Below are 17,368 nucleotides of genomic sequence, written 5' to 3'. Positions count from 1 at the left end.
ATGAAACCTACTAATTTCTCTATTCACTTAAGTTATTATTTGACTCATTACTTAGCAGGAAAACGTCACTTAAGTCCCAATACTATCAAGGCTTATCGTGATGTTTTTATAGTACTGCTTGGTTTTTGCCGCGACGTTAAAGGCATAGTGATTGAAAAGTTAGAGCTTGAGCAAATTAATGTTACTCTAGTAGATGACTTTCTTACTTATCTTGAAAAAGAACGGCATTGTTCTCATCACACATTAAATCATAGACTGACCACGTTGCATGCTTTCTTTCGTTACATCCAGATAGAAGAGCCTGAACTTTTATTACAATGCCAACAGATTTTAGCTATTCCATTGCGCCGTTGTGTTCGATCTGAAGTTGGTTATTTGTCAAAAGAATATTTAGAAATACTTCTGGCTCAGCCTAATCTTGAAAAACCTGATGGTCGGCGAGATGCCGTATTATTGAGCGTACTTTACGATACAGGCTCACGTGTTCAGGAGTTGATTGATCTTACCGTTGGTGATGTGCGATTAGAATCACCTGCTCAGGTTAGAATATTAGGTAAAGGTAGAAAAATACGAACAGTACCTTTGATGGATAATACTGTTAAGTTACTAAGAAATTATTTACATGAACATGGCCTAACCTCTTCTGAACAATTTGATTACCCATTATTTCAAAACCGTCAAGGCAATAAATTCACACGAGTTGGTGTGAATTATATTTTGCAAAAATATGCGCGTATGGTTCAGAAGCATCATCCTCAATTCAAACAGAAAATTAGTCCGCATACATTGAGACATACAAAAGGAATGCATTTATTACAAGGCGGAGTTTCTTTGGATATTATCCGCGACTTCTTAGGTCATGTTGATATTAAAACCACAGAAATTTATGCTAGAGCTAACCTTGAAATGAAACGCGCAGCTATCGAAAAAGTAAGTACTGCACCGACACCCAAAATCCCCACATGGAAAGAAAATAAATCTCTGTTGAAATGGCTCCAATCGTTATAAGGGACACATTTATGAACTACTACTCTAATAGAAGTCCACCGAAATAGTAAGAATATTATGTAAAGTATTTTGGAGATCATATTTTGATTTTAATGAGGTTTTATCTGAAACTTTACATAACAACTTACTTTCCTAAATAGATTTAATGAAAAGCTTTTCATTAAAGTTATTGCGGCTAAAATCAATCAAAACGTGTTTTATTTTTAAATTTAAAACACGTTTTGATTGATTTATTGGTTGTAACAGTTTAGAGTACTAGATATATAACACAACTGAAGAGCCAGTGAGAGTCTGGCGAAACCTAACTGGTCTTGTGAAGAGCCACTATCATTCCCTAATCTTATGGCAGAACGTTAAGTTGGGAACCTCAGTTTCAATCACTGATCATCCACCAGGGTGAAACTACATTAAAACCCCTTGTTTTAAACCTTTTTATCTATTCGCAATTGTTCATTTGCGAACGGCTGTTCTTTAAAAATTAGGCTAATCAACCAGGCTTGTCGTAATCGAGTATGGATGACTCATTTTTTTAATCATCCGGGAAAGACTTCCCTGATGGGATGGTTTTCCCAATTTTTGGAGAAAATCATGGAAAATGTGAGTTTTACTATCTCAAGAAAGGAATACGTATTTTTTGATTTAGCTTGTTGTATTAATGAACTTCATACCTTGCGCAATGAATTATCAGCACAAGATATAGAGGAAATTAAACAGCTAAGTAAAAAATTGAATTCTCTTTTAGAAAATCAACGTCCTCACCTAAATTTAGTTTAACCCTAAGTAGGAGTGCTTATTTCTGCTAGGGAGTAACACTCCTTTTGCAAGGAGTCTTAAAATGGATACACCTCAGATTTATGTTGCATGTCTTGCAGCTTATAACAATGGCATACTACACGGAGAATGGATTGATGTAACTCAGGATGTAAGCACCATTTATGATGAAATTCATGAAATGTTAGCTAAAAGCCCCATTGAGGATGCAGAGGAATTTGCGATCCATGATTTTGAAGGATTTGGTGGTGCGCAAATTGGCGAGTATGACAGCATCAATGATATTGCTGAGCTGGCCTCCTTCATTATAAAGCATGGGGAGTTAGGTGCTGAACTTTTTAGCTACTACTCGATTGAGGATGCTGAGAAGATGTTAGAGGAGAATTATCACGGTGCTTATGATAGTGAAGTTGATTTTGCCCGTGCGCTTTTTGATGACTGCTACAGCAGTGCAATACCGGAGGATTTGCTGTTTTATTTTGATTATGAGGCTTTTGCACGTGATCTATTTATAAACGATTATTTTTCGGTAGAAGCAGATAGTCAAACGCATGTTTTTTCTAGCTACTAAGCCCCTTCTTTGGGGCTTTTTATTTGATATCGGTAGATATGGTATTGACCGCTATGGCTTTCTCAATAATACCTTTACACAATATTATTCAACACAGTCCATTTAATAATAGTGCTGCTCTGTTATTCTCGGAAAAATATCCTCATCTTTATCAATTTGTCCCTTTCTCATTTTAAAATTGATATTGTAATCAAGACAGTGCTCTACTAAATAAATTGGGGTTTCTGAATCAAATGAGGTAGTTTCATCAATCGAACTTCTATTCCAAAATTTATAAATAAAAGGATCTATAACGTTAAAGGTTAATTCTAATCCAGAGTAAGTGTAATCCAAACTAAAACTATGCCCAATATGTATTATTTTACACCTATTAATCCATGCTATTTCTAGCAATTTATATTCAATTTGGTAATCGGTTGTCAAAGCTAAAAGGTCTGGAAGATCTAAAAAACTACGAGATCGGGCTTTCTTAAAAAACTCATTCAATTGATCTTTTTTCGACGTTAATTTTGGTATTTTTTCATAAATTAATAATGGGTGCTTCTCAGCAATAGCTGCTTTCATTAAAATTTCTAATGCTTGCACAAGACTTGAATAAGCATAAGAGTGGACACATTCACCTCCCATTGGAGCAAAAGTTAAGTCATATAAACTTTTTCCTAATAGTGAACAACCAAACTCTACCATTCCACTATTAATTGCATTTAGATCTTCCAACATTATATTCCCACCATGCTCCCCAAATAAGGATGTTATTTAAAAACTGAATTAACCCATTGAACAAACTCAGTCATACTCATTAAATCGATCTTTCGCTTAGAGGTTGTGGCTTCATTTAGATTAAATTTTTCGCATGCATCACGGAACCATTCTATTGCTCCAGGTTTTGCACCACCTCCGTCTAGCAAAATAATAATGTGTGGCTCAACCATTTTTTCAGAGCAGTTTAAAAATAAATATGGAAGTTTTTCGTCTACACTTCCAGAAACTTGTTGCCATTTACATTCAATTCTAGTGTTTAGATTATAGGCTTTTGACATTAAGACAAATTCTGTAGCACTAGCATGCTTATAAAGGACCTCATATGGAACATTTTTTAATAATAACTCCTCACTATAACTCGATGGGTTTAATCTCCAATCTTTATACCGAACAACAGTAAATCCTTTTTTTGTAAGAGCAAATTCTACTAATCCTTCCAGAACCCCTCCACTACTGTTTGCATATGAGCCACCTTGTTTCATAACATTGCCCCTAATCAAATAAAGCAAGTACCTCTCTCGCTCGTGTTCTTGCGCTGCCGTTACAACTTATATTACGCTGCACATCAAAACTGACGATAAGTGATCCTTGATATAAACTCTGAATAAAAGTCGTATCATGATTGGATATAATCACAGGAATTCCCTTAGCAGCTAGTTCTTTAGCCACTCAACTAACTGCCTCTGATCTTCTAGCCCAAAACTAGTTGAATGATATTTTGTAAAATTAGCTGATGCAGATAATGGAGCATATGGAGGATCACAATAAATAACATCTCCCTTAACTGCCTCTTTCATAATCACCTTATAGTCAGCGCATCTAAATTCTGCTTTTTCCGCTTTTTGAATAAACGTAAACATTTCATTTTCTGGAAAATAGGGTTGTTTATAATCTCCGAAAGCTGTATTAAATTTACCAGAGCTGTTATATCGGATTAATCCATTAAAAGAATGACGATTGAGATAGAGAAATAATGCAGACTTTAAGTAACTATCCTTCGTTGAATTAAATTCTGAACGTAATGATAAATACACAGATTGTGAATTGGATTCCTTATTAAAAAATTTCTTACAAAAATAAATAAAATCACTTTTATCAACCTTCAAATGTTGGAATAAGTTGATTAGATCCGCATTGATATCAGCAAGTAGAAATTGTTTGTAATTGGTGTTTAAAAAAACAGATCCTGAACCTAAAAATGGTTCAATTAAACGATTTCCCTCGGGAAGGCTCGAACGAATCTTACTTATTATCTGAAACTTACCACTCGCCCATTTTAAAAATGGCCTAATACGAGTAATTGAATCCATCTCAATCCCTAAGCAATTGCTTTTCTATCATTACTTATCCCTTTTGTTTAATTTTAGCCTAATTATTGAAATTAATAGTTTATGAGCCACATATGCCCATTGTATTCAGATGAATTTTTTACCAAAGTGTATTTATTGTATCACCAAACGCATAGTCGAACACTGATCGAGTCACTCTATATTTGGCTCAGCAATCATTTTTTTGACCGATAAGAACCTAATAGTAAATTCGATTAGGTTTTAAAATACAGCCTCGGGTACCACTGGCACATGATGTCGGCCTTTTTATTCGGCTACTCTTGCAAATTTTGACTGTGGGGATTTTGTGGGGATCAGTACAGCGCTGTGATGCACTGTACTGCATTTGTAGTGAACGGCGGCATTTAATTATATAATAAATTCAATAAGTTAATTTCAAATTACCGGGCTTCGAACCAAGGTGTCGGGGGTTCGAGTCCCTCCGAGCGCGCCATTATCAAGTAAAACTTCATTTGAACCAGCAAAGGTTTTTCTAACTCATGGGGTTTCACCCCGTCCGCACAGGACTATTGTTTTAAACATGTAACAATGCTTAAGGCAGTAAGAAAATTTTCTAATAAAGGTTCTTGTTCAGCTAATAGGTCGCTCTTAGTCGACAAAGATGCATTGTGTTTTAGTAGATATCAAATTATAAAATTGTTTGATCAATACCAAATAATTGCAGCAGGCGCAAAGAATTTCTCATGCAAGAAGTTGGCGGCTAGCCAATCTATATTTTGTTTGAAATTTTCACCTTAGCGTGCGAGATGATTGCAGGCTTACCTTTCGCTGGAGACGTTTTCCTCTACCACCATTGCACATGTCGTGAGGAGCGAAGAATATTTTTTTGAAACCATTTTACATTTTCATTGGCTGGTGGACCATTATGCATGAGGTTGGTTGCGGTGCCTGAATGCCATAAGCCGCAGCTGTGACCTATTTCGTGAGGTAAGGCTATCATATTGTCTTCTTTCAGCCCTTGCTCATCAATGACGACGTATTCGCCAAGCACTGACATAGAGCAGCCGGATGGTCCTCCCACCAGCTCGCGCACCACAAACACAGTAACTGGAAATGTTAGCGAAACTGGAATAGCATTCCAGCCTGCCAAATGATTGGCAAAATACTCTCCAGCGATGCCAAACTCTTCACCCAAACTGCATTTAAAATCTAAAACTTCGGCCGGTGGCTCCTCTGGTAAAACCTCAATAAAGGATTTACTGTATGGGCGCAGGTCCACATTAAATAATTTTTTATAAATACGTTTCGTGTTTTCAATGACAACAGCGACGTCTTGTTCAGGCACAACCGGAACTAAATTCTCACCACCATCGGGATTGGGACTTTTTACTGATGCAATCACCACATGCAATCGGAGTTGTTTTCGCGGCCATGCTAAGAAACCAAACAGTAGATCCAGCAAGCCAAACGTTAATCTGTTTATAATGGTAATGACCACCTTAACGATTACGCGAACAACTGCTTTCACAACCCGCCATACTTTTTTTGCAGCCTTTTTAATACTTGACCATAATCCCATATTCATCTCCATTTAATCAGTATGCGGAATTGATCTCATCCCTAAAAAAACAGCATTGTGAATTAGATGTTAACATTACTTACAATTTAGCACAGGGTTAGATTGTAATCGTTCATAAGAAGTATATATTGGCCTGGCGCTGGACTAACGATGTGTGTAATGCATGATGTAGAAGTAAAGAAAACCTAAACACAATGTGGCTAGAGCTGTAATTTAATCCGCCTTGGCAGGTCAAATTAAAAGCTTTAGGAATAATCAGGAAATAATAAATGGAATTTTTTCGTCGAAACAAGGTGCTTCTTTTAATAATATCGCTCCTGATTTGTCTTTGGCTTTGTTTAATGCCTAAAAAACTGTCTAAAGAACCTGGAATGAATGTGAAAACCCCATCTGCAAACGAAATAAAATTAGCTAACCCTGCATACACCAGCAATATTTCAATTGAAGAAGCATTAAATCAACGCCGTTCAATAAGAGAATTTAAAAATAAATCAGTAAATTTGCAACAGATTGCTCAATTACTCTGGGCTTCGCAAGGCATAACCTCTAAAGAGGGCTTTCGCACGGCCCCTTCAGCAGGGGCACTTTACCCTTTGGAAATTTATTTAGTCAGTGGGAATATCGAGAAATTACCAGCAGGTATATACCATTACATACCGGCAACACATAGTTTGTATAAAATCAAAGAGGGTGATGTACGGAACCACCTGGCTGAGGCTGCTTTAGGGCAGGAGGTGGTGCGGCATGCGGCGGCCAGTATAGTGATAACGGCTGAATTTTCGCAAACCATTAATAAATATGGTGAGAAAGGCAAACAATTCGTTTTCATGGAAGCAGGTCACGCGGCCCAAAATATTTATCTGCAATCTATATCATTAGCTCTTGGCACCGTTTCTGTGGGAGCTTTTGATGAAAATCAGCTAAAAATCATCTTAGGGATTAAGGAAATTCCTTTGTATATTTTGCCAGTGGGCCGAATTTAAGGATATTGAGAGGCAATGAGCCTCTTCATGGGCTTGGGCCTTATTCAGATGCGCAATATTTTGCTAAATTATGCAGGCGCAAATGTTTGTGCTAGGGACAATCAAACCTGGCATAGGGATTAAAATCTACAATAGGAGTTTTCAGTCTCTTAACCAGTGCTGGCAAGTCAACGTTTGTCCTGTGTTCATCCAAAGAGCATAACGCTTCTATTTCTGGTAAATGTGGGCCAATTACGCCATAGCCTTTACCTGAAACAGCGTATGCCGGAGTAGAACCATAGGAGGAAATGACCCAAATAGCCAAAGTCTTGCCAAGTTCTACCAGATTTTCAGCCCAAAGCTCTTGTTTACCCAAGTGATGAATTTCGAGTGAACGTTTTAAATGGGGTGCTTTGATGTTTGGTTTATCCCAGAAAGGGTTTTCCGAATCGCAATAATGATGGCGTATGTGAGCGGGAAGTAAGCTCTGGGCTGTCCCAATGACGGTGCACCAGTAAGAATGCCTTTCATCGGAGTTCATATTAAGATAGTTCTTTTTATAATCTGAAAGTGCTGTAATCAAGGGCTGGAGACTAAAATATCGTTCATTGACATAGCGGATTCCCTTTAGGGTGTATGCTACACCTTTATTCACAATTTGCTCATACTGTTCTTCTAACTTAAGTCTTATCTGCTCGCCCTTCGCATTCTTAGGCATACAATCCAACATCATTTGTGCCATGTAGCGCACGTCCTTTGCCCAAATAGCATGCTGAAAAACACTGAGAGGCTCAAATACCCTCCCGGAAATATCACGTAAGGGCGCCTTGACTAACAAATCTTCAGGGTGCTCTTTTAGCATGGCCTCCATTTCATCTTGTGCAGCCAAACCTGCGAGTGTAAAGAGCACCTCTATTCTTAAGTCTGGTCTTATCTTGACTAGGCTGGCAACACGAGTAACATTAGCTTCGGCCGCGTATTGCGCTAATTTGGCTAAAATACGATTTTCTTGCAGGAGACCCGAGCGAAAAAAGGGAAAGTATTTGGTTCGATTACTTTTTATTTCTTGAGGCTCATCGGAGTTATTTAAATAAGTCGCAACGAGCATGAGCGGATCAGCGCTTAAGGACTCCAGAGGAAAAAGTTCATTGTTTTCTTGGTTCATTTAAAATCACATTTGTAAAGGGAAGTGCATTCACATGTTAGAGCAGTCTAGCTTAAATCCGCTTAATTTTAATCGACATTTTCTTAAATACAGGATTCGATATTATTTTGCTGAGGCTAAGGAGTTATTAGCCAGACATAAGCTGCTCATGGCTTTTATTATTTGCTTGTTGGCACCTGGAGTACAAAATATGCAGATATTAGGCCTTCCTTTTTATTCACTTATTGATCCTGCAACCCCGGTTAGTAAGAAATTAATGCATTTAATTGGCTTACTTTCAATTTTGCTAACCCTAAGCCAGGCACAAACCAGGTTTATAAAGGGTGGTGATTTTCGAGAGTATTTGCAAACCTTTTACATCCCTCCTCGTGTTCACAAAAAAATTGATTTGGTTATTCTATGTTTTTCCTTAAATCTGGTTTGGTTAGCAATTTTAGTTGCCGGAGTAAACATCTCTCGTCAAACCGGGTCAGTACTGTTTATCCTCTCCCAATATTGTCTGTATAGCTCCCTAATCAGTACCATAATCATTCTCTTGCTTAATGCTCTGTATAAGAAATGGGTTAATGCCATTGTTCTGAGTTCTATGCTGATATTAGGTTCGGCTACATCAGCAAAAAGCGATGCATTCTTAAATATGGGTATCAGTTTAGTATTATATGCATTTTGTGGCTTAATCCTTTGGAATTCACAACCACTTCCTAAGAAAAAACGGCTCTTTAAAATCAATATCTGCTTACCATATTTTAGCTTTGTGAATGCATTAAAACGGATTTTTACACTTCAAACGGCAACTTATCGAGAAAATAGAAAGTCATTTCTTTTAAGACTTGTTCTGTGTAGTGCGTTATCAATTCTGACGTTAAATTTTTTCTATTGTTCCGAGATAAAGGAAACCAGGTTGGGATTATTTTTCTTCTTAAACACGATACAAGTTTATTTTATATCTACATTTTTTAATTTTTTTGAAAAAGCTAAATGGGATTACGCTTTATTTTATCAGGTATTCCCATATTCAAAGTTTGCTCTCTATGCTAGAGAAATTAATTTTATTACCTGTCTATTAATACTAATTTCCTCACCATTACTTATATTTTGCTTAATTAGCCCCGGACAAAATGTTTCAGCAACTTTAACCGCTACAGTGCTAAACCCATTCACTTTAATTATTAATCGAATGCTTTATGCCCAATCTTTGCGATTTTGTTTACTGACCTCTCTTATAAGCACAGTAAGTATGAATTTTGTCCAATACATTTTTTTAGGAGCTTGTTTTGCATACTAGTATTCAGCTTAGGAAACTTAATAAATCGTTTGCGGATAAGGTCTTATTTTCGGATCTATCTTATACTTTTAAAAGGCAGGCTTATCATCTAATTGGTAAAAATGGGGTAGGGAAGTCTATTTTGTTAAAATTAATAGTGGGTCTTGAACTTCCTGATTCAGGTTCTATTGTACTTAACGACAAATATCTAGTAACCGCTAATGAGCTTAATAAAAAAAACTTGTTCTATGTTCCAGATGATTTGGCAATTTATCCATTTTTAACAGGCGAGGAGTTCTTAGTCTGGATGGCAAAGGCCAGAACAAATAATCCGGGTGAAATAAATTACCTCGTTAAACAATTGGATGTCCAATCCCATTTAAAGACAGCATTTGGCAACATGTCATTCGGAACAAAAAAGAAATTTCTTTTAATTTCTGCATTAATTGGCCATCCTGAGTTTATCATTTTAGATGAGCCTCTAAATGGCTTGGATACAAAATCACAACATACATTACTATTGCTCTTAAAAGAAAAGTTGAATGACTGTGGAATGATTCTAACAACACACCATGACGCAAATTTAGAATTACTGGAAACCATAAAAGTCGAGATTGTAAATCATCATGTGGTTGATGTTCACGAAACCAGCGATGAGAGTATGGTTGTATGAAAGCCAGGAAGACTGACTAGCTTTTGGTTTGTTGTTCGATAGCATGAGTGGCTGCCTTTAATTCCTCAGCACCGATGTCTAATTGCCTGAAGGCTTCTGAGTCAATCAAAGATAATTCATAATGTTTAATCATGCACAGGCTAATTTTTGCCGATTGAAAACGGCATTGAAATACATGTCCGCCTTTCATTTCCTCCGGATTTAAAAAATGCATGTGATGGCCTGGGACATTGAATGCGGAAAAATATTCAGGAAATCGAAAGCCTGCAATGACTCCATGGATATTCTTATAAGAAAAATTGACTTGTACTTTTGGAAACGTTTCTGTTAATGGGCGATAGGGTTGCGGTTGGCAAGCTTCAGAACGGCACTCGATCTCATCAAAAATAGAGGTGAAGCGGTAAGCATAGATATAATTTTTTGAAATGATGTTTTTATCGAATTCCTGGACGAAATGCTCAAAACTGCTAATGTTTTTCAAAACAAAACTATCTGTTTCTTCGAAGTCTACCACCCAGGCAAAGGGGGTATGTTGTGTAGGAACAACAGGTCTTGCGATTCCATCCTCAATGATTCTGTAAAACCGGCCGTCATACCCAATCAATTCACCATGTACATCATCAAAAGTACCAATTCCGAAATTACCCTTTTCGGTTAATGTCTTAAGCGTGCAATCTCCTTTATAAACCTTATCGATAAAACCGCACAATACACCCGTTTGAAACAATTTTTTATCCGAACAATTCATGATATTTTCCAAAGTGGATGCCGGCAGATAGGATGCCTTAGTATTCTCTATCTTAATTATTGCCAATCTTTATAGGAAATGTTAATTCCATAGTTTAATTTTTTGGCCATGCTCAAACCCAACCCATCCATTTCAGGAAGGAGATCAATGATCAAGCGGATAATTTCTGGAGGTCAGACGGGCGTTGATCAAGCTGCTTTAAAAACAGCTAAGGATATGGCATTTGCAATTGCAGGTTTTTGCCCCAAGGGAGGCCTGGATGAGAATCAAGTGAATTCATTAATCTCTTTTCCTGAATTGACAGAAGCAGCATCCACTGCTCCAGAGGACAGAACCAAGCGAAATATTGAGGCTTCAGATGGATCATTAATTGTTGTACCCAGTTGGCCTTTGCCGCAGAACAGCAAAGATGGAACTCAATTCATGATTGATTACTGCCAGCGCCAAAAAAAGCCTTTTATCATAATAAGCCTGAATCACAAAGGAGGGTCTGTTGAGAAGATTAAGGCCTGGATTAACGCCAATCGTATTCGAAGTTTAAATATTGGCGGGCCAAGGGAATCCAGTAGCCCAGGCATCTATGAGCAATCCTGCGAATTATTTAAGGAATTATTTACTCAATTAAAATCTGCTAAATAGGCATTGGCTATCCAAAAGTTCGATTTCATAAAGCCGAAGGGGAGTGGTTAAACTCCCCTTCTTTAAAGACTAACAATTACCTGATTGATGTGCGCACAATGAGTTTAATAGGCTTACGAAGCGAGTATCTAGAATTGAGCTTCCTTGAAGCATGATGGCGGTGTTCACATATCCATAAGAAGTAACTCCCACTACCCGATTGGGCGCTGGATTATATCCTGCTCCTTGTCCGGTTGATGGAATGCCAAAATTTTGCACCCAAGGCCCGCCGCTAGAGCCACCTTGCATGTCTGAACCATATTCGACATTATTAGGAGAAACCCAGCGTGCACTTTGCGCAGTAACCTGATGCATTTCCTGGCAACTGTCAAAATTACAAGGGTAACCCAATAAATGGCTGTGATTGGGTATTAATGAATTCGTTTGCCAACCTAAAGCACCTGTGAGATAGGAAATACTTCTCAGCGTGCCCATAAAGGTTTGATCAGCCACTTCCAACATGGCGTAATCAGCAGCATTAGGAACTGTGCCGCCCCCTGTGGACCAGCTCGGTGTGGTTAACACATAAGTCGCAGTCCAGCTTAGAAACGGAGCTGCCCCATTGCGATAAGCGGGAATAAAAGTGAAATTCATAAAGTAACCGCCAAGTCCTCCAGAACCTGAATGCACGCAATGACCAGCCGTTAGCACTACCCTTTTGGCAATAACAGAAGCTGAGCACACATAATCACCTTGGCCTGGTATGGTGAAGAATAACTTTCCTACTGTGGAATAGGGGAATGACGAATTGGCTGTGGAGGGGATAAGACGGGAACTCGTGAAATTATAACCTGATGAACCATAATTAAACTGCTTTTTTTGGGCAGGTATTTCCTCAAGGCCATCGGGAGTAAACAAGATGGTATTGCTGGGTTTAACGCCTTCAGCAGGAGGGACTGCATCCTGAAACTGTGGTTTTTCATCAAGTGGTTTTTGGCTATTTTCTTGTATGTCTTGAGGAGAAACACGGGGAATGGGCATTTCTTTTGCATTTTTTAATCTTTCTGGTGTCCAATACTCTTGAACTGAGGAGGGCGATTGATTAATGGATAACCCCAAACCATTGTCTTCAGCCAGAAGAGGGTGGCTAAGTGGAAACAGCAACAGAGAAATCAAATAAGCTTTTAATTTCATCATGAACTCCATTTCATTAATGCGGTTGAAAATGACAGCCTTGTCAAAGCAAATTTAAAGATGTCATGACTACAAGGTTTTGTCCAGAAGAACAGAAACGGCACAAAAGAAGCAAGACATTCGTGCTCAGTGAGGTGCTTTCTGCTTTGGAATTAATAAGGGATCATGTGAAATTAAAATTAGAAAATTAGCAGTTTACCTTCCAAAAATCGAAAAGAGGCCCTTCTTTACCAAAGATTGGATCACTCTTGGGCAAGCGAACGTTCCTGATGTTGTCATCTACTCTTGGATGTTCATCAGCTTTCCCATAATTCATGTCATAATCCAAATCAAACGGGTAGGCTCCAATGCATTTAAAATCCTTGGAGGCACCGGTATTTTTGTGGGAAACTCCAGCTGGAATGATTAAAACGTCGCCCTTGCTGACTCCATAAATACTCCCTTTCTCACCGCCAACCTGCACATTGCATTCACCGGAAATCACCACAAGACATTCATGGGTGTTGCTGTGATAATGATGATAATCATAAATTCCATCGACCCAGGAATTAATCCAGCCATTATCTTTTAAAAAATTCTGCAGCGATTCGGCAGGTTGATTGCTTAGTGAAAGGGGTTGTTGATAAACCAAAAAAGGGTAGTAGGCGTTTCCAGGAAAAAAGCCGTTACTATTAATTATTTCATGTATCACTTTCTTAGGTGACTTCGCTCGAATCAAATCCATCTCATTCTTTTTCTTAAATTTTGCCAAATTTTAACTTGTTTTTTAAGCTTGAAACAAGCGCATAATTGTAGAGACTGGTTATGGCTAAATAGCTCTTGTATTAGCCAGGCTCATTTCTTTCTAGTAAAAGCAGGTGGTATTCTACCGAGGCGCCCGCCGGAAACCTTTTGCAATTCCTCTTTCGGAAGATCTTTCTTGGCTTTATCTGAATCTTTATTGCAATTGCGGGAGTTAACTTTTTTCATGACTGCTGTCCTCAAAGAAAATCACTTTTAAATTATAGTCGATATATTTATCTTTACTTTTGTTTGCTTTCATCCGCATTATTTTCTCTAGATTGTAGTTATGGACAGGGAGCGTTTATGAGCAAAAAAATTGGTTTAGGTCTTGGATTATTAATCCTTTTTTTAACTTCTTTGCATAGCTTTTCAGACACTGTGAGTGATTGGAAAACACTGCAACCGGGTAAGCTGATTGTTGCTACTTATTTTAGCAATCCGCCGTTTGAGTTTTTAAATCATGGAAAGCAAGTCGGTTTCGAAGTGGATTTGATTAAAGCTTTGGCAAAACATTTGGGATTGCAAGTTGAATTTAAAAGTACCCAATGGGAAACAATAATTAATGAGCTCAAGGAAGGGAGATACGATCTTATAATGGGGGCGATCACGATTACAGCGGCGAGAAAGAAGGTATTGGCTTACTCAAATCCCTATATGACTACTACATTAAGTATTCTCATTAACCGTCAAAAGAATCCTAAAATGGATTCTCTTAAGAACTTAAAACATCGGATTATCGGGGTTCAGGCGGCGACAACGGATTTCGAAGTGGCCAAGAAAATGAAGACCCTGGGACGAATTGCTGACATTAAAGTCTATTCATTCAAAGAATTCAATACGGCTGTGTTAGATCTTCTAGCTGGTCGAATTGATGCTTTAATGAAGGTAAGCCCTGTTGCTCAGTATTATGTCGGGCAACATCCAAATTTAGCTGTGTTAGCGATTGTTCCCAATGATCCGCAGCCTCTGGGCTTTGCGGTCAACAAGAACAACCCCAAGCTTCTTAGGGCAATTAATCAGGCCCAAGCTGTGCTAAAGTCAAACGGCACCTATGAGAAAATATACAATCATTGGTTTTCAACCACCACAACCTAATCATTAAAGCAAAGTTCTGATTAATCATGGCAAATTTACAGCTGACAGGTTAAGATGATTTTATTTCTGTGTTAGCCGTCAGCAACTGGAGTGGCTTTTTCAAATTGAAGAGAGCCCATTTAGGGAAAATGAGACATTGCTTAGGGATTTTTACAGTCAGTACTTGTTTGCTGCTTAGCTCCTGCCTGGTGGGTCCGAATTACAAGGAACCACGCAAGCTTGTTGCTTCGCATTGGATTCAAAAAAGCCCTGCCGTCAAGGAAGCACCAGTGCATGAAGCAACTTGGTGGAAAGTGTTTAATGATCCAACATTAACCTATCTTGTCGAACAGGCTTATCAAAATAATCTTTCTCTTCAGGTTGCGGGTATAAGGGTATTACAAACCCGCGCACAGCTTGCGCAATCGGTAGGAGAACTTTACCCCCAGCAACAAGCTCTGTTTGGTAATTACACTTACCAACGGGTTGGTGGGTCATCGCTTCAGGATATCTTACCCTCCAGTTTTGAAACGGCTGTCCTTGGTGTTACTGCCAGTTGGGAGCTTGATTTTTGGGGTAAATACCGTCGAGCTATTCGCTCGAACGACGCTAACTTCTTAGCTTCCATTGCAGCTTATGACAATGCTTTGGTGAGTTTGACAGCCGATGTTGCAAGCAGTTACATGAATATTCGCACCTATGAAGAACTAATTCGCGTGACGAAAGCCAATATTCAGTTGCAAACCATGAGTCTTAGAATAGCCAAATCACGCTTTAAAGCGGGGGAGACCAGTTTACTCGACGTAGAGCAAGCGCAGACAGAGCTGGCATCGACCATTGCCTCGCTTCCACCTTTGGTTGCCAGTCTTCAGCGCTATAAGGATCTTCTTGGTTTATTGTTGGGTACAGTACCCAATGCTGTTGATTGTTTTTTAATTAAGAGCAATGGCATTCCTAAAGCACCTCAGCAGGTAGCTGTAGGAATTCCCATTGAAACTTTAGCTCAACGTCCGGATATACATCAGGCTCGACTCGCAGCCATTGCCCAATCCGAGGCGATAGGGGCTGTAAAGGCTAACCTTTTTCCCTCATTTTCACTATCAGGAACTTTTGCTTTTGCTGCAAACACCATTGGCAATAATTCCATCAGCGACATTTTTAAGTGGTCAAACCGAAACATTGCAGCGGGTCCCGGCTTTACCTGGCCCATTTTAAATTATGGCCAAATCACCAATGCTGTTCGTGTACAAGATGCCGTATTTCAGGAGACGGTTTTAAATTACGTCAATCAGGTACTTAAAGCCCAACAAGAGGTCCAAGACAACATTAGCCGCTACATTCAGGCGAGAAAAGCAGAACAAGCACTGGTTTTTGCTAATAATTCTGCAATTAAAACGACCAAACTGGCTTTAACTCGCTACAAAGAAGGACAGACCAATTACACGGCAGTTTTGAATGCGGAACAACAACAACTTCGAATCCAAACGTCTTTAACGAATGCCAAAGGCGAGACGGCTAAGGCTCTCGTTGCTTTGTACCGGTCATTAGGGGGTGGTTGGCAAATCCGCAATGGTAATGATGTGGTTCCGCAACATATTAAAGCGGAAATGGCCCAGCGAACAAACTGGGGAAGTTTGCTGAAACAGAAAAATCATGAGCCGCCGATTACCAAAGGCCAACGATTAAAGCAACTTTACCTACCAAACTGGTGATGAGTATGAATGCAGAAAGAAAAAGATCAAGGTGGCTAAAACTAGGCTTATTTGCAGTACTTGTTTGTATTCTTCTTTTTCTGTTGCTGCATCATAAGCCAACCAACGTGACAAGCAGCTTGCCGGCACCTGTGGTAATTGTTCAAAAACCCACAGCGCTGAAAATGGCAGAGTACGTCACGCAAACTGGTAATTTAGTGGCTTACAACTCGGTCAATCTGGTAGCAAGAGTTGAAGGTTATTTAAAGGAAATTAAATTTAAAGACGGCAGTTTCGTCGAAAAAGGACAGGAGTTATTTGTCATCGAGCCAGATCCCTATCAGGAGAAAGTTGCTGAAGCCAAAGCCCAGCTTGAAGCCACTAAAGCTGCAGCTTTATATAACGAAACGGAATACGCCAGGCAAAAGCAAATGTATCGTCAAAACGCCACTTCGCTTAAAAATGTAGAAAAATGGTTGGCTAAATCAGAAGAATCCAAGGCAGAAATATCCAAGGCGCAAGCCAATTTGCAGGTTGCAGAAGTAAATTACAGTTACACGCGGGTATTGGCTCCTTTTCATGGACGAATTGGACGTCATTTAGTGGACCCTGGTAATTTGGTTGGAAATGGTAAAGCAACGAATTTAGCAACCCTTGAGCAAATCAATCCAATTTATGCGTATTTTAATCTCAATGAATTGGACCTGATTAAAATTCGGAAAATCGCAAAAAAACGCGGGCTAAAGCCTGAAGACATAAATCAAATTCCGGTTTATGTGGCCATGCAAAATGAACGAGGGTTTCCTCATCAAGGTAAACTTGATTTCGTAAATACGGGCCTCAATGCCTCTACCGGCACCATGGAATTTCGTGCCTTATTACCCAATGCAAATTTTAGCTTGTTGCCGGGGTTGTTTGTGCAAGTACGCATTCCGGTGACTGAAGCTATTGTTCAATTGACCATTCCAGATACCGCAATTCTTTACGACCAAATTGGCTCCTACGTACTGGTCGCGGATGAAACCAATCATGTGATTTTAAAACGAGTGGTGCTGGGTAGTGTAGAGCATGGGATGCGTGCCATCACCAAAGGCATTGATGCAAATGATCATGTGATTATTGAGGGTTTGCAGAATGCTGCTGTGGGCATTCAGGTTGCGCCGCAAATCCAACAAACCAGGGGACAGGCATGAGAAAAGCGCTTGCGCCCTATGTT

At 39.0% G+C, this 17,368-nt stretch carries 18 protein-coding genes and 1 pseudogene; 10 read left to right on the top strand and 9 right to left on the bottom strand.

Annotated features, from left to right (window positions below; all coding sequences use genetic code 11):
- From EL203_RS10985 to EL203_RS10975, 3 genes are all read left to right on the top strand, one after another.
- The gene (locus EL203_RS10985; protein ID WP_058471942.1) at positions 1-1,008 is read left to right on the top strand and encodes a tyrosine-type recombinase/integrase; all 1,008 of its coding nucleotides are present in this window, start codon (positions 1-3) and stop codon (positions 1,006-1,008) included.
- A gap of 588 nt (positions 1,009-1,596) precedes the next feature.
- Positions 1,597-1,782, top strand: coding sequence for a hypothetical protein (locus tag EL203_RS10980; protein ID WP_232003941.1), 186 nt, complete (start codon positions 1,597-1,599; stop codon positions 1,780-1,782).
- 61 nt (positions 1,783-1,843) lie between these two features.
- Positions 1,844-2,350: an antirestriction protein ArdA gene (locus EL203_RS10975; protein WP_058471944.1), complete on the top strand. Its 507-nt coding sequence runs from the start codon at positions 1,844-1,846 to the stop codon at positions 2,348-2,350.
- A gap of 102 nt (positions 2,351-2,452) precedes the next feature.
- Here EL203_RS10975 and EL203_RS10970 read toward each other — a convergent pair whose 3' ends face one another.
- From EL203_RS10970 to EL203_RS10955, 4 genes and pseudogenes are all read right to left on the bottom strand, one after another.
- Entirely contained in the window at positions 2,453-3,070 is a 618-nt protein-coding gene (locus EL203_RS10970; protein ID WP_058471945.1) for a hypothetical protein, read from the bottom strand.
- A 32-nt stretch (positions 3,071-3,102) separates the two neighbouring features.
- Positions 3,103-3,594 carry a PD-(D/E)XK nuclease superfamily protein gene (locus tag EL203_RS10965; protein WP_058471946.1) on the bottom strand — a complete coding sequence of 164 codons (492 nt, stop codon included), beginning with the start codon at positions 3,592-3,594 and terminating at the stop codon, positions 3,103-3,105.
- Between the two features lie 10 nt (positions 3,595-3,604).
- A pseudogene (locus EL203_RS10960) lies at positions 3,605-4,422 on the bottom strand (Dam family site-specific DNA-(adenine-N6)-methyltransferase).
- Positions 4,423-5,245: 823 nt separating this feature from the next.
- Complete coding sequence (locus EL203_RS10955) at positions 5,246-5,980, bottom strand: hypothetical protein (protein ID WP_058471947.1); 735 nt, start codon at positions 5,978-5,980, stop codon at positions 5,246-5,248.
- A gap of 269 nt (positions 5,981-6,249) precedes the next feature.
- Between EL203_RS10955 and EL203_RS10950 the strand changes: the two genes are divergently transcribed.
- Positions 6,250-6,963, top strand: coding sequence for a SagB/ThcOx family dehydrogenase (locus EL203_RS10950; RefSeq protein WP_058471948.1), 714 nt, complete (start codon positions 6,250-6,252; stop codon positions 6,961-6,963).
- A gap of 91 nt (positions 6,964-7,054) precedes the next feature.
- On the opposite strand, the gene EL203_RS10945 is transcribed toward EL203_RS10950, so the two are convergent.
- The gene (locus tag EL203_RS10945; protein ID WP_058471949.1) at positions 7,055-8,107 is read right to left on the bottom strand and encodes a hypothetical protein; all 1,053 of its coding nucleotides are present in this window, start codon (positions 8,105-8,107) and stop codon (positions 7,055-7,057) included.
- Between the two features lie 34 nt (positions 8,108-8,141).
- Between EL203_RS10945 and EL203_RS10940 the strand changes: the two genes are divergently transcribed.
- The gene (locus EL203_RS10940; protein ID WP_058471950.1) at positions 8,142-9,392 is read left to right on the top strand and encodes a DUF6136 family protein; all 1,251 of its coding nucleotides are present in this window, start codon (positions 8,142-8,144) and stop codon (positions 9,390-9,392) included.
- Complete coding sequence (locus tag EL203_RS10935) at positions 9,382-10,044, top strand: ABC transporter ATP-binding protein (RefSeq protein ID WP_058471951.1); 663 nt, start codon at positions 9,382-9,384, stop codon at positions 10,042-10,044. Before EL203_RS10940 ends, EL203_RS10935 begins: the two co-directional genes overlap by 11 nt.
- A gap of 16 nt (positions 10,045-10,060) precedes the next feature.
- Here EL203_RS10935 and EL203_RS10930 read toward each other — a convergent pair whose 3' ends face one another.
- Entirely contained in the window at positions 10,061-10,792 is a 732-nt protein-coding gene (locus EL203_RS10930; protein ID WP_058471952.1) for an acetolactate decarboxylase, read from the bottom strand.
- 147 nt (positions 10,793-10,939) lie between these two features.
- Here EL203_RS10930 and EL203_RS10925 point away from each other — a divergent pair, with 147 nt between their 5' ends.
- The gene (locus EL203_RS10925) at positions 10,940-11,431 is read left to right on the top strand and encodes a YpsA SLOG family protein (protein WP_058471953.1); all 492 of its coding nucleotides are present in this window, start codon (positions 10,940-10,942) and stop codon (positions 11,429-11,431) included.
- A 69-nt stretch (positions 11,432-11,500) separates the two neighbouring features.
- Here the strand turns inward: EL203_RS10925 and EL203_RS10920 are convergent, their stop codons facing one another.
- The 3 genes from EL203_RS10920 to EL203_RS14690 form a co-directional block, all read right to left on the bottom strand.
- Positions 11,501-12,607, bottom strand: coding sequence for a trypsin-like serine peptidase (locus tag EL203_RS10920; RefSeq protein WP_232003940.1), 1,107 nt, complete (start codon positions 12,605-12,607; stop codon positions 11,501-11,503).
- A gap of 184 nt (positions 12,608-12,791) precedes the next feature.
- Positions 12,792-13,328: a cupin domain-containing protein gene (locus EL203_RS10915; RefSeq protein ID WP_058471955.1), complete on the bottom strand. Its 537-nt coding sequence runs from the start codon at positions 13,326-13,328 to the stop codon at positions 12,792-12,794.
- A gap of 110 nt (positions 13,329-13,438) precedes the next feature.
- Positions 13,439-13,573: a hypothetical protein gene (locus EL203_RS14690; RefSeq protein ID WP_259637556.1), complete on the bottom strand. Its 135-nt coding sequence runs from the start codon at positions 13,571-13,573 to the stop codon at positions 13,439-13,441.
- Between the two features lie 117 nt (positions 13,574-13,690).
- On the opposite strand from EL203_RS14690, the gene EL203_RS10910 reads away from it, so the two are divergent.
- The 3 genes from EL203_RS10910 (at position 13,691) to EL203_RS10900 (ending at position 17,345) form a co-directional block, all read left to right on the top strand.
- Positions 13,691-14,482 (top strand): ABC transporter substrate-binding protein, encoded by a 792-nt coding sequence (locus EL203_RS10910; RefSeq protein ID WP_058471956.1) that lies wholly within the window; start codon positions 13,691-13,693, stop codon positions 14,480-14,482.
- Positions 14,483-14,610: 128 nt separating this feature from the next.
- A complete protein-coding gene (locus tag EL203_RS10905) occupies positions 14,611-16,173 on the top strand; it encodes an efflux transporter outer membrane subunit (RefSeq protein WP_058471957.1) in 1,563 nt (520 codons plus the stop codon).
- Positions 16,174-16,178: 5 nt separating this feature from the next.
- Entirely contained in the window at positions 16,179-17,345 is a 1,167-nt protein-coding gene (locus EL203_RS10900) for an efflux RND transporter periplasmic adaptor subunit (RefSeq protein ID WP_122224874.1), read from the top strand.
- Positions 17,346-17,368 lie beyond the last annotated feature (23 nt).

This window comes from Legionella jordanis (genome assembly GCF_900637635.1).
GTDB classification, from domain to species: Bacteria; Pseudomonadota; Gammaproteobacteria; order Legionellales; family Legionellaceae; genus Tatlockia; species Tatlockia jordanis.
Note: the sequence above shows the minus strand (reverse complement) of the source record. Positions and strands in the feature narration are given on the sequence as shown.

What these genes read in the sequence shown, in the direction of transcription:
- EL203_RS10945 (WP_058471949.1), bottom strand. Translation starts at nt 8,107, where the DNA reads ATGAACCAAGAAAACAATGAACTTTTTCCTCTGGAGTCCTTAAGCGCT.
- EL203_RS10940 (WP_058471950.1), top strand. Translation starts at nt 8,142, where the DNA reads ATGTTAGAGCAGTCTAGCTTAAATCCGCTTAATTTTAATCGACATTTT.
- EL203_RS10930 (WP_058471952.1), bottom strand. Translation starts at nt 10,792, where the DNA reads ATGAATTGTTCGGATAAAAAATTGTTTCAAACGGGTGTATTGTGCGGT.
- EL203_RS10950 (WP_058471948.1), top strand. Translation starts at nt 6,250, where the DNA reads ATGGAATTTTTTCGTCGAAACAAGGTGCTTCTTTTAATAATATCGCTC.
- EL203_RS10955 (WP_058471947.1), bottom strand. Translation starts at nt 5,980, where the DNA reads ATGGGATTATGGTCAAGTATTAAAAAGGCTGCAAAAAAAGTATGGCGG.
- EL203_RS10915 (WP_058471955.1), bottom strand. Translation starts at nt 13,328, where the DNA reads ATGGATTTGATTCGAGCGAAGTCACCTAAGAAAGTGATACATGAAATA.
- EL203_RS10910 (WP_058471956.1), top strand. Translation starts at nt 13,691, where the DNA reads ATGAGCAAAAAAATTGGTTTAGGTCTTGGATTATTAATCCTTTTTTTA.
- EL203_RS10980 (WP_232003941.1), top strand. Translation starts at nt 1,597, where the DNA reads ATGGAAAATGTGAGTTTTACTATCTCAAGAAAGGAATACGTATTTTTT.
- EL203_RS14690 (WP_259637556.1), bottom strand. Translation starts at nt 13,573, where the DNA reads ATGAAAAAAGTTAACTCCCGCAATTGCAATAAAGATTCAGATAAAGCC.
- EL203_RS10905 (WP_058471957.1), top strand. Translation starts at nt 14,611, where the DNA reads ATGAGACATTGCTTAGGGATTTTTACAGTCAGTACTTGTTTGCTGCTT.
- EL203_RS10985 (WP_058471942.1), top strand. Translation starts at nt 1, where the DNA reads ATGAAACCTACTAATTTCTCTATTCACTTAAGTTATTATTTGACTCAT.
- EL203_RS10920 (WP_232003940.1), bottom strand. Translation starts at nt 12,607, where the DNA reads ATGATGAAATTAAAAGCTTATTTGATTTCTCTGTTGCTGTTTCCACTT.
- EL203_RS10965 (WP_058471946.1), bottom strand. Translation starts at nt 3,594, where the DNA reads ATGAAACAAGGTGGCTCATATGCAAACAGTAGTGGAGGGGTTCTGGAA.
- EL203_RS10970 (WP_058471945.1), bottom strand. Translation starts at nt 3,070, where the DNA reads ATGTTGGAAGATCTAAATGCAATTAATAGTGGAATGGTAGAGTTTGGT.
- EL203_RS10900 (WP_122224874.1), top strand. Translation starts at nt 16,179, where the DNA reads ATGAATGCAGAAAGAAAAAGATCAAGGTGGCTAAAACTAGGCTTATTT.
- EL203_RS10925 (WP_058471953.1), top strand. Translation starts at nt 10,940, where the DNA reads ATGATCAAGCGGATAATTTCTGGAGGTCAGACGGGCGTTGATCAAGCT.
- EL203_RS10975 (WP_058471944.1), top strand. Translation starts at nt 1,844, where the DNA reads ATGGATACACCTCAGATTTATGTTGCATGTCTTGCAGCTTATAACAAT.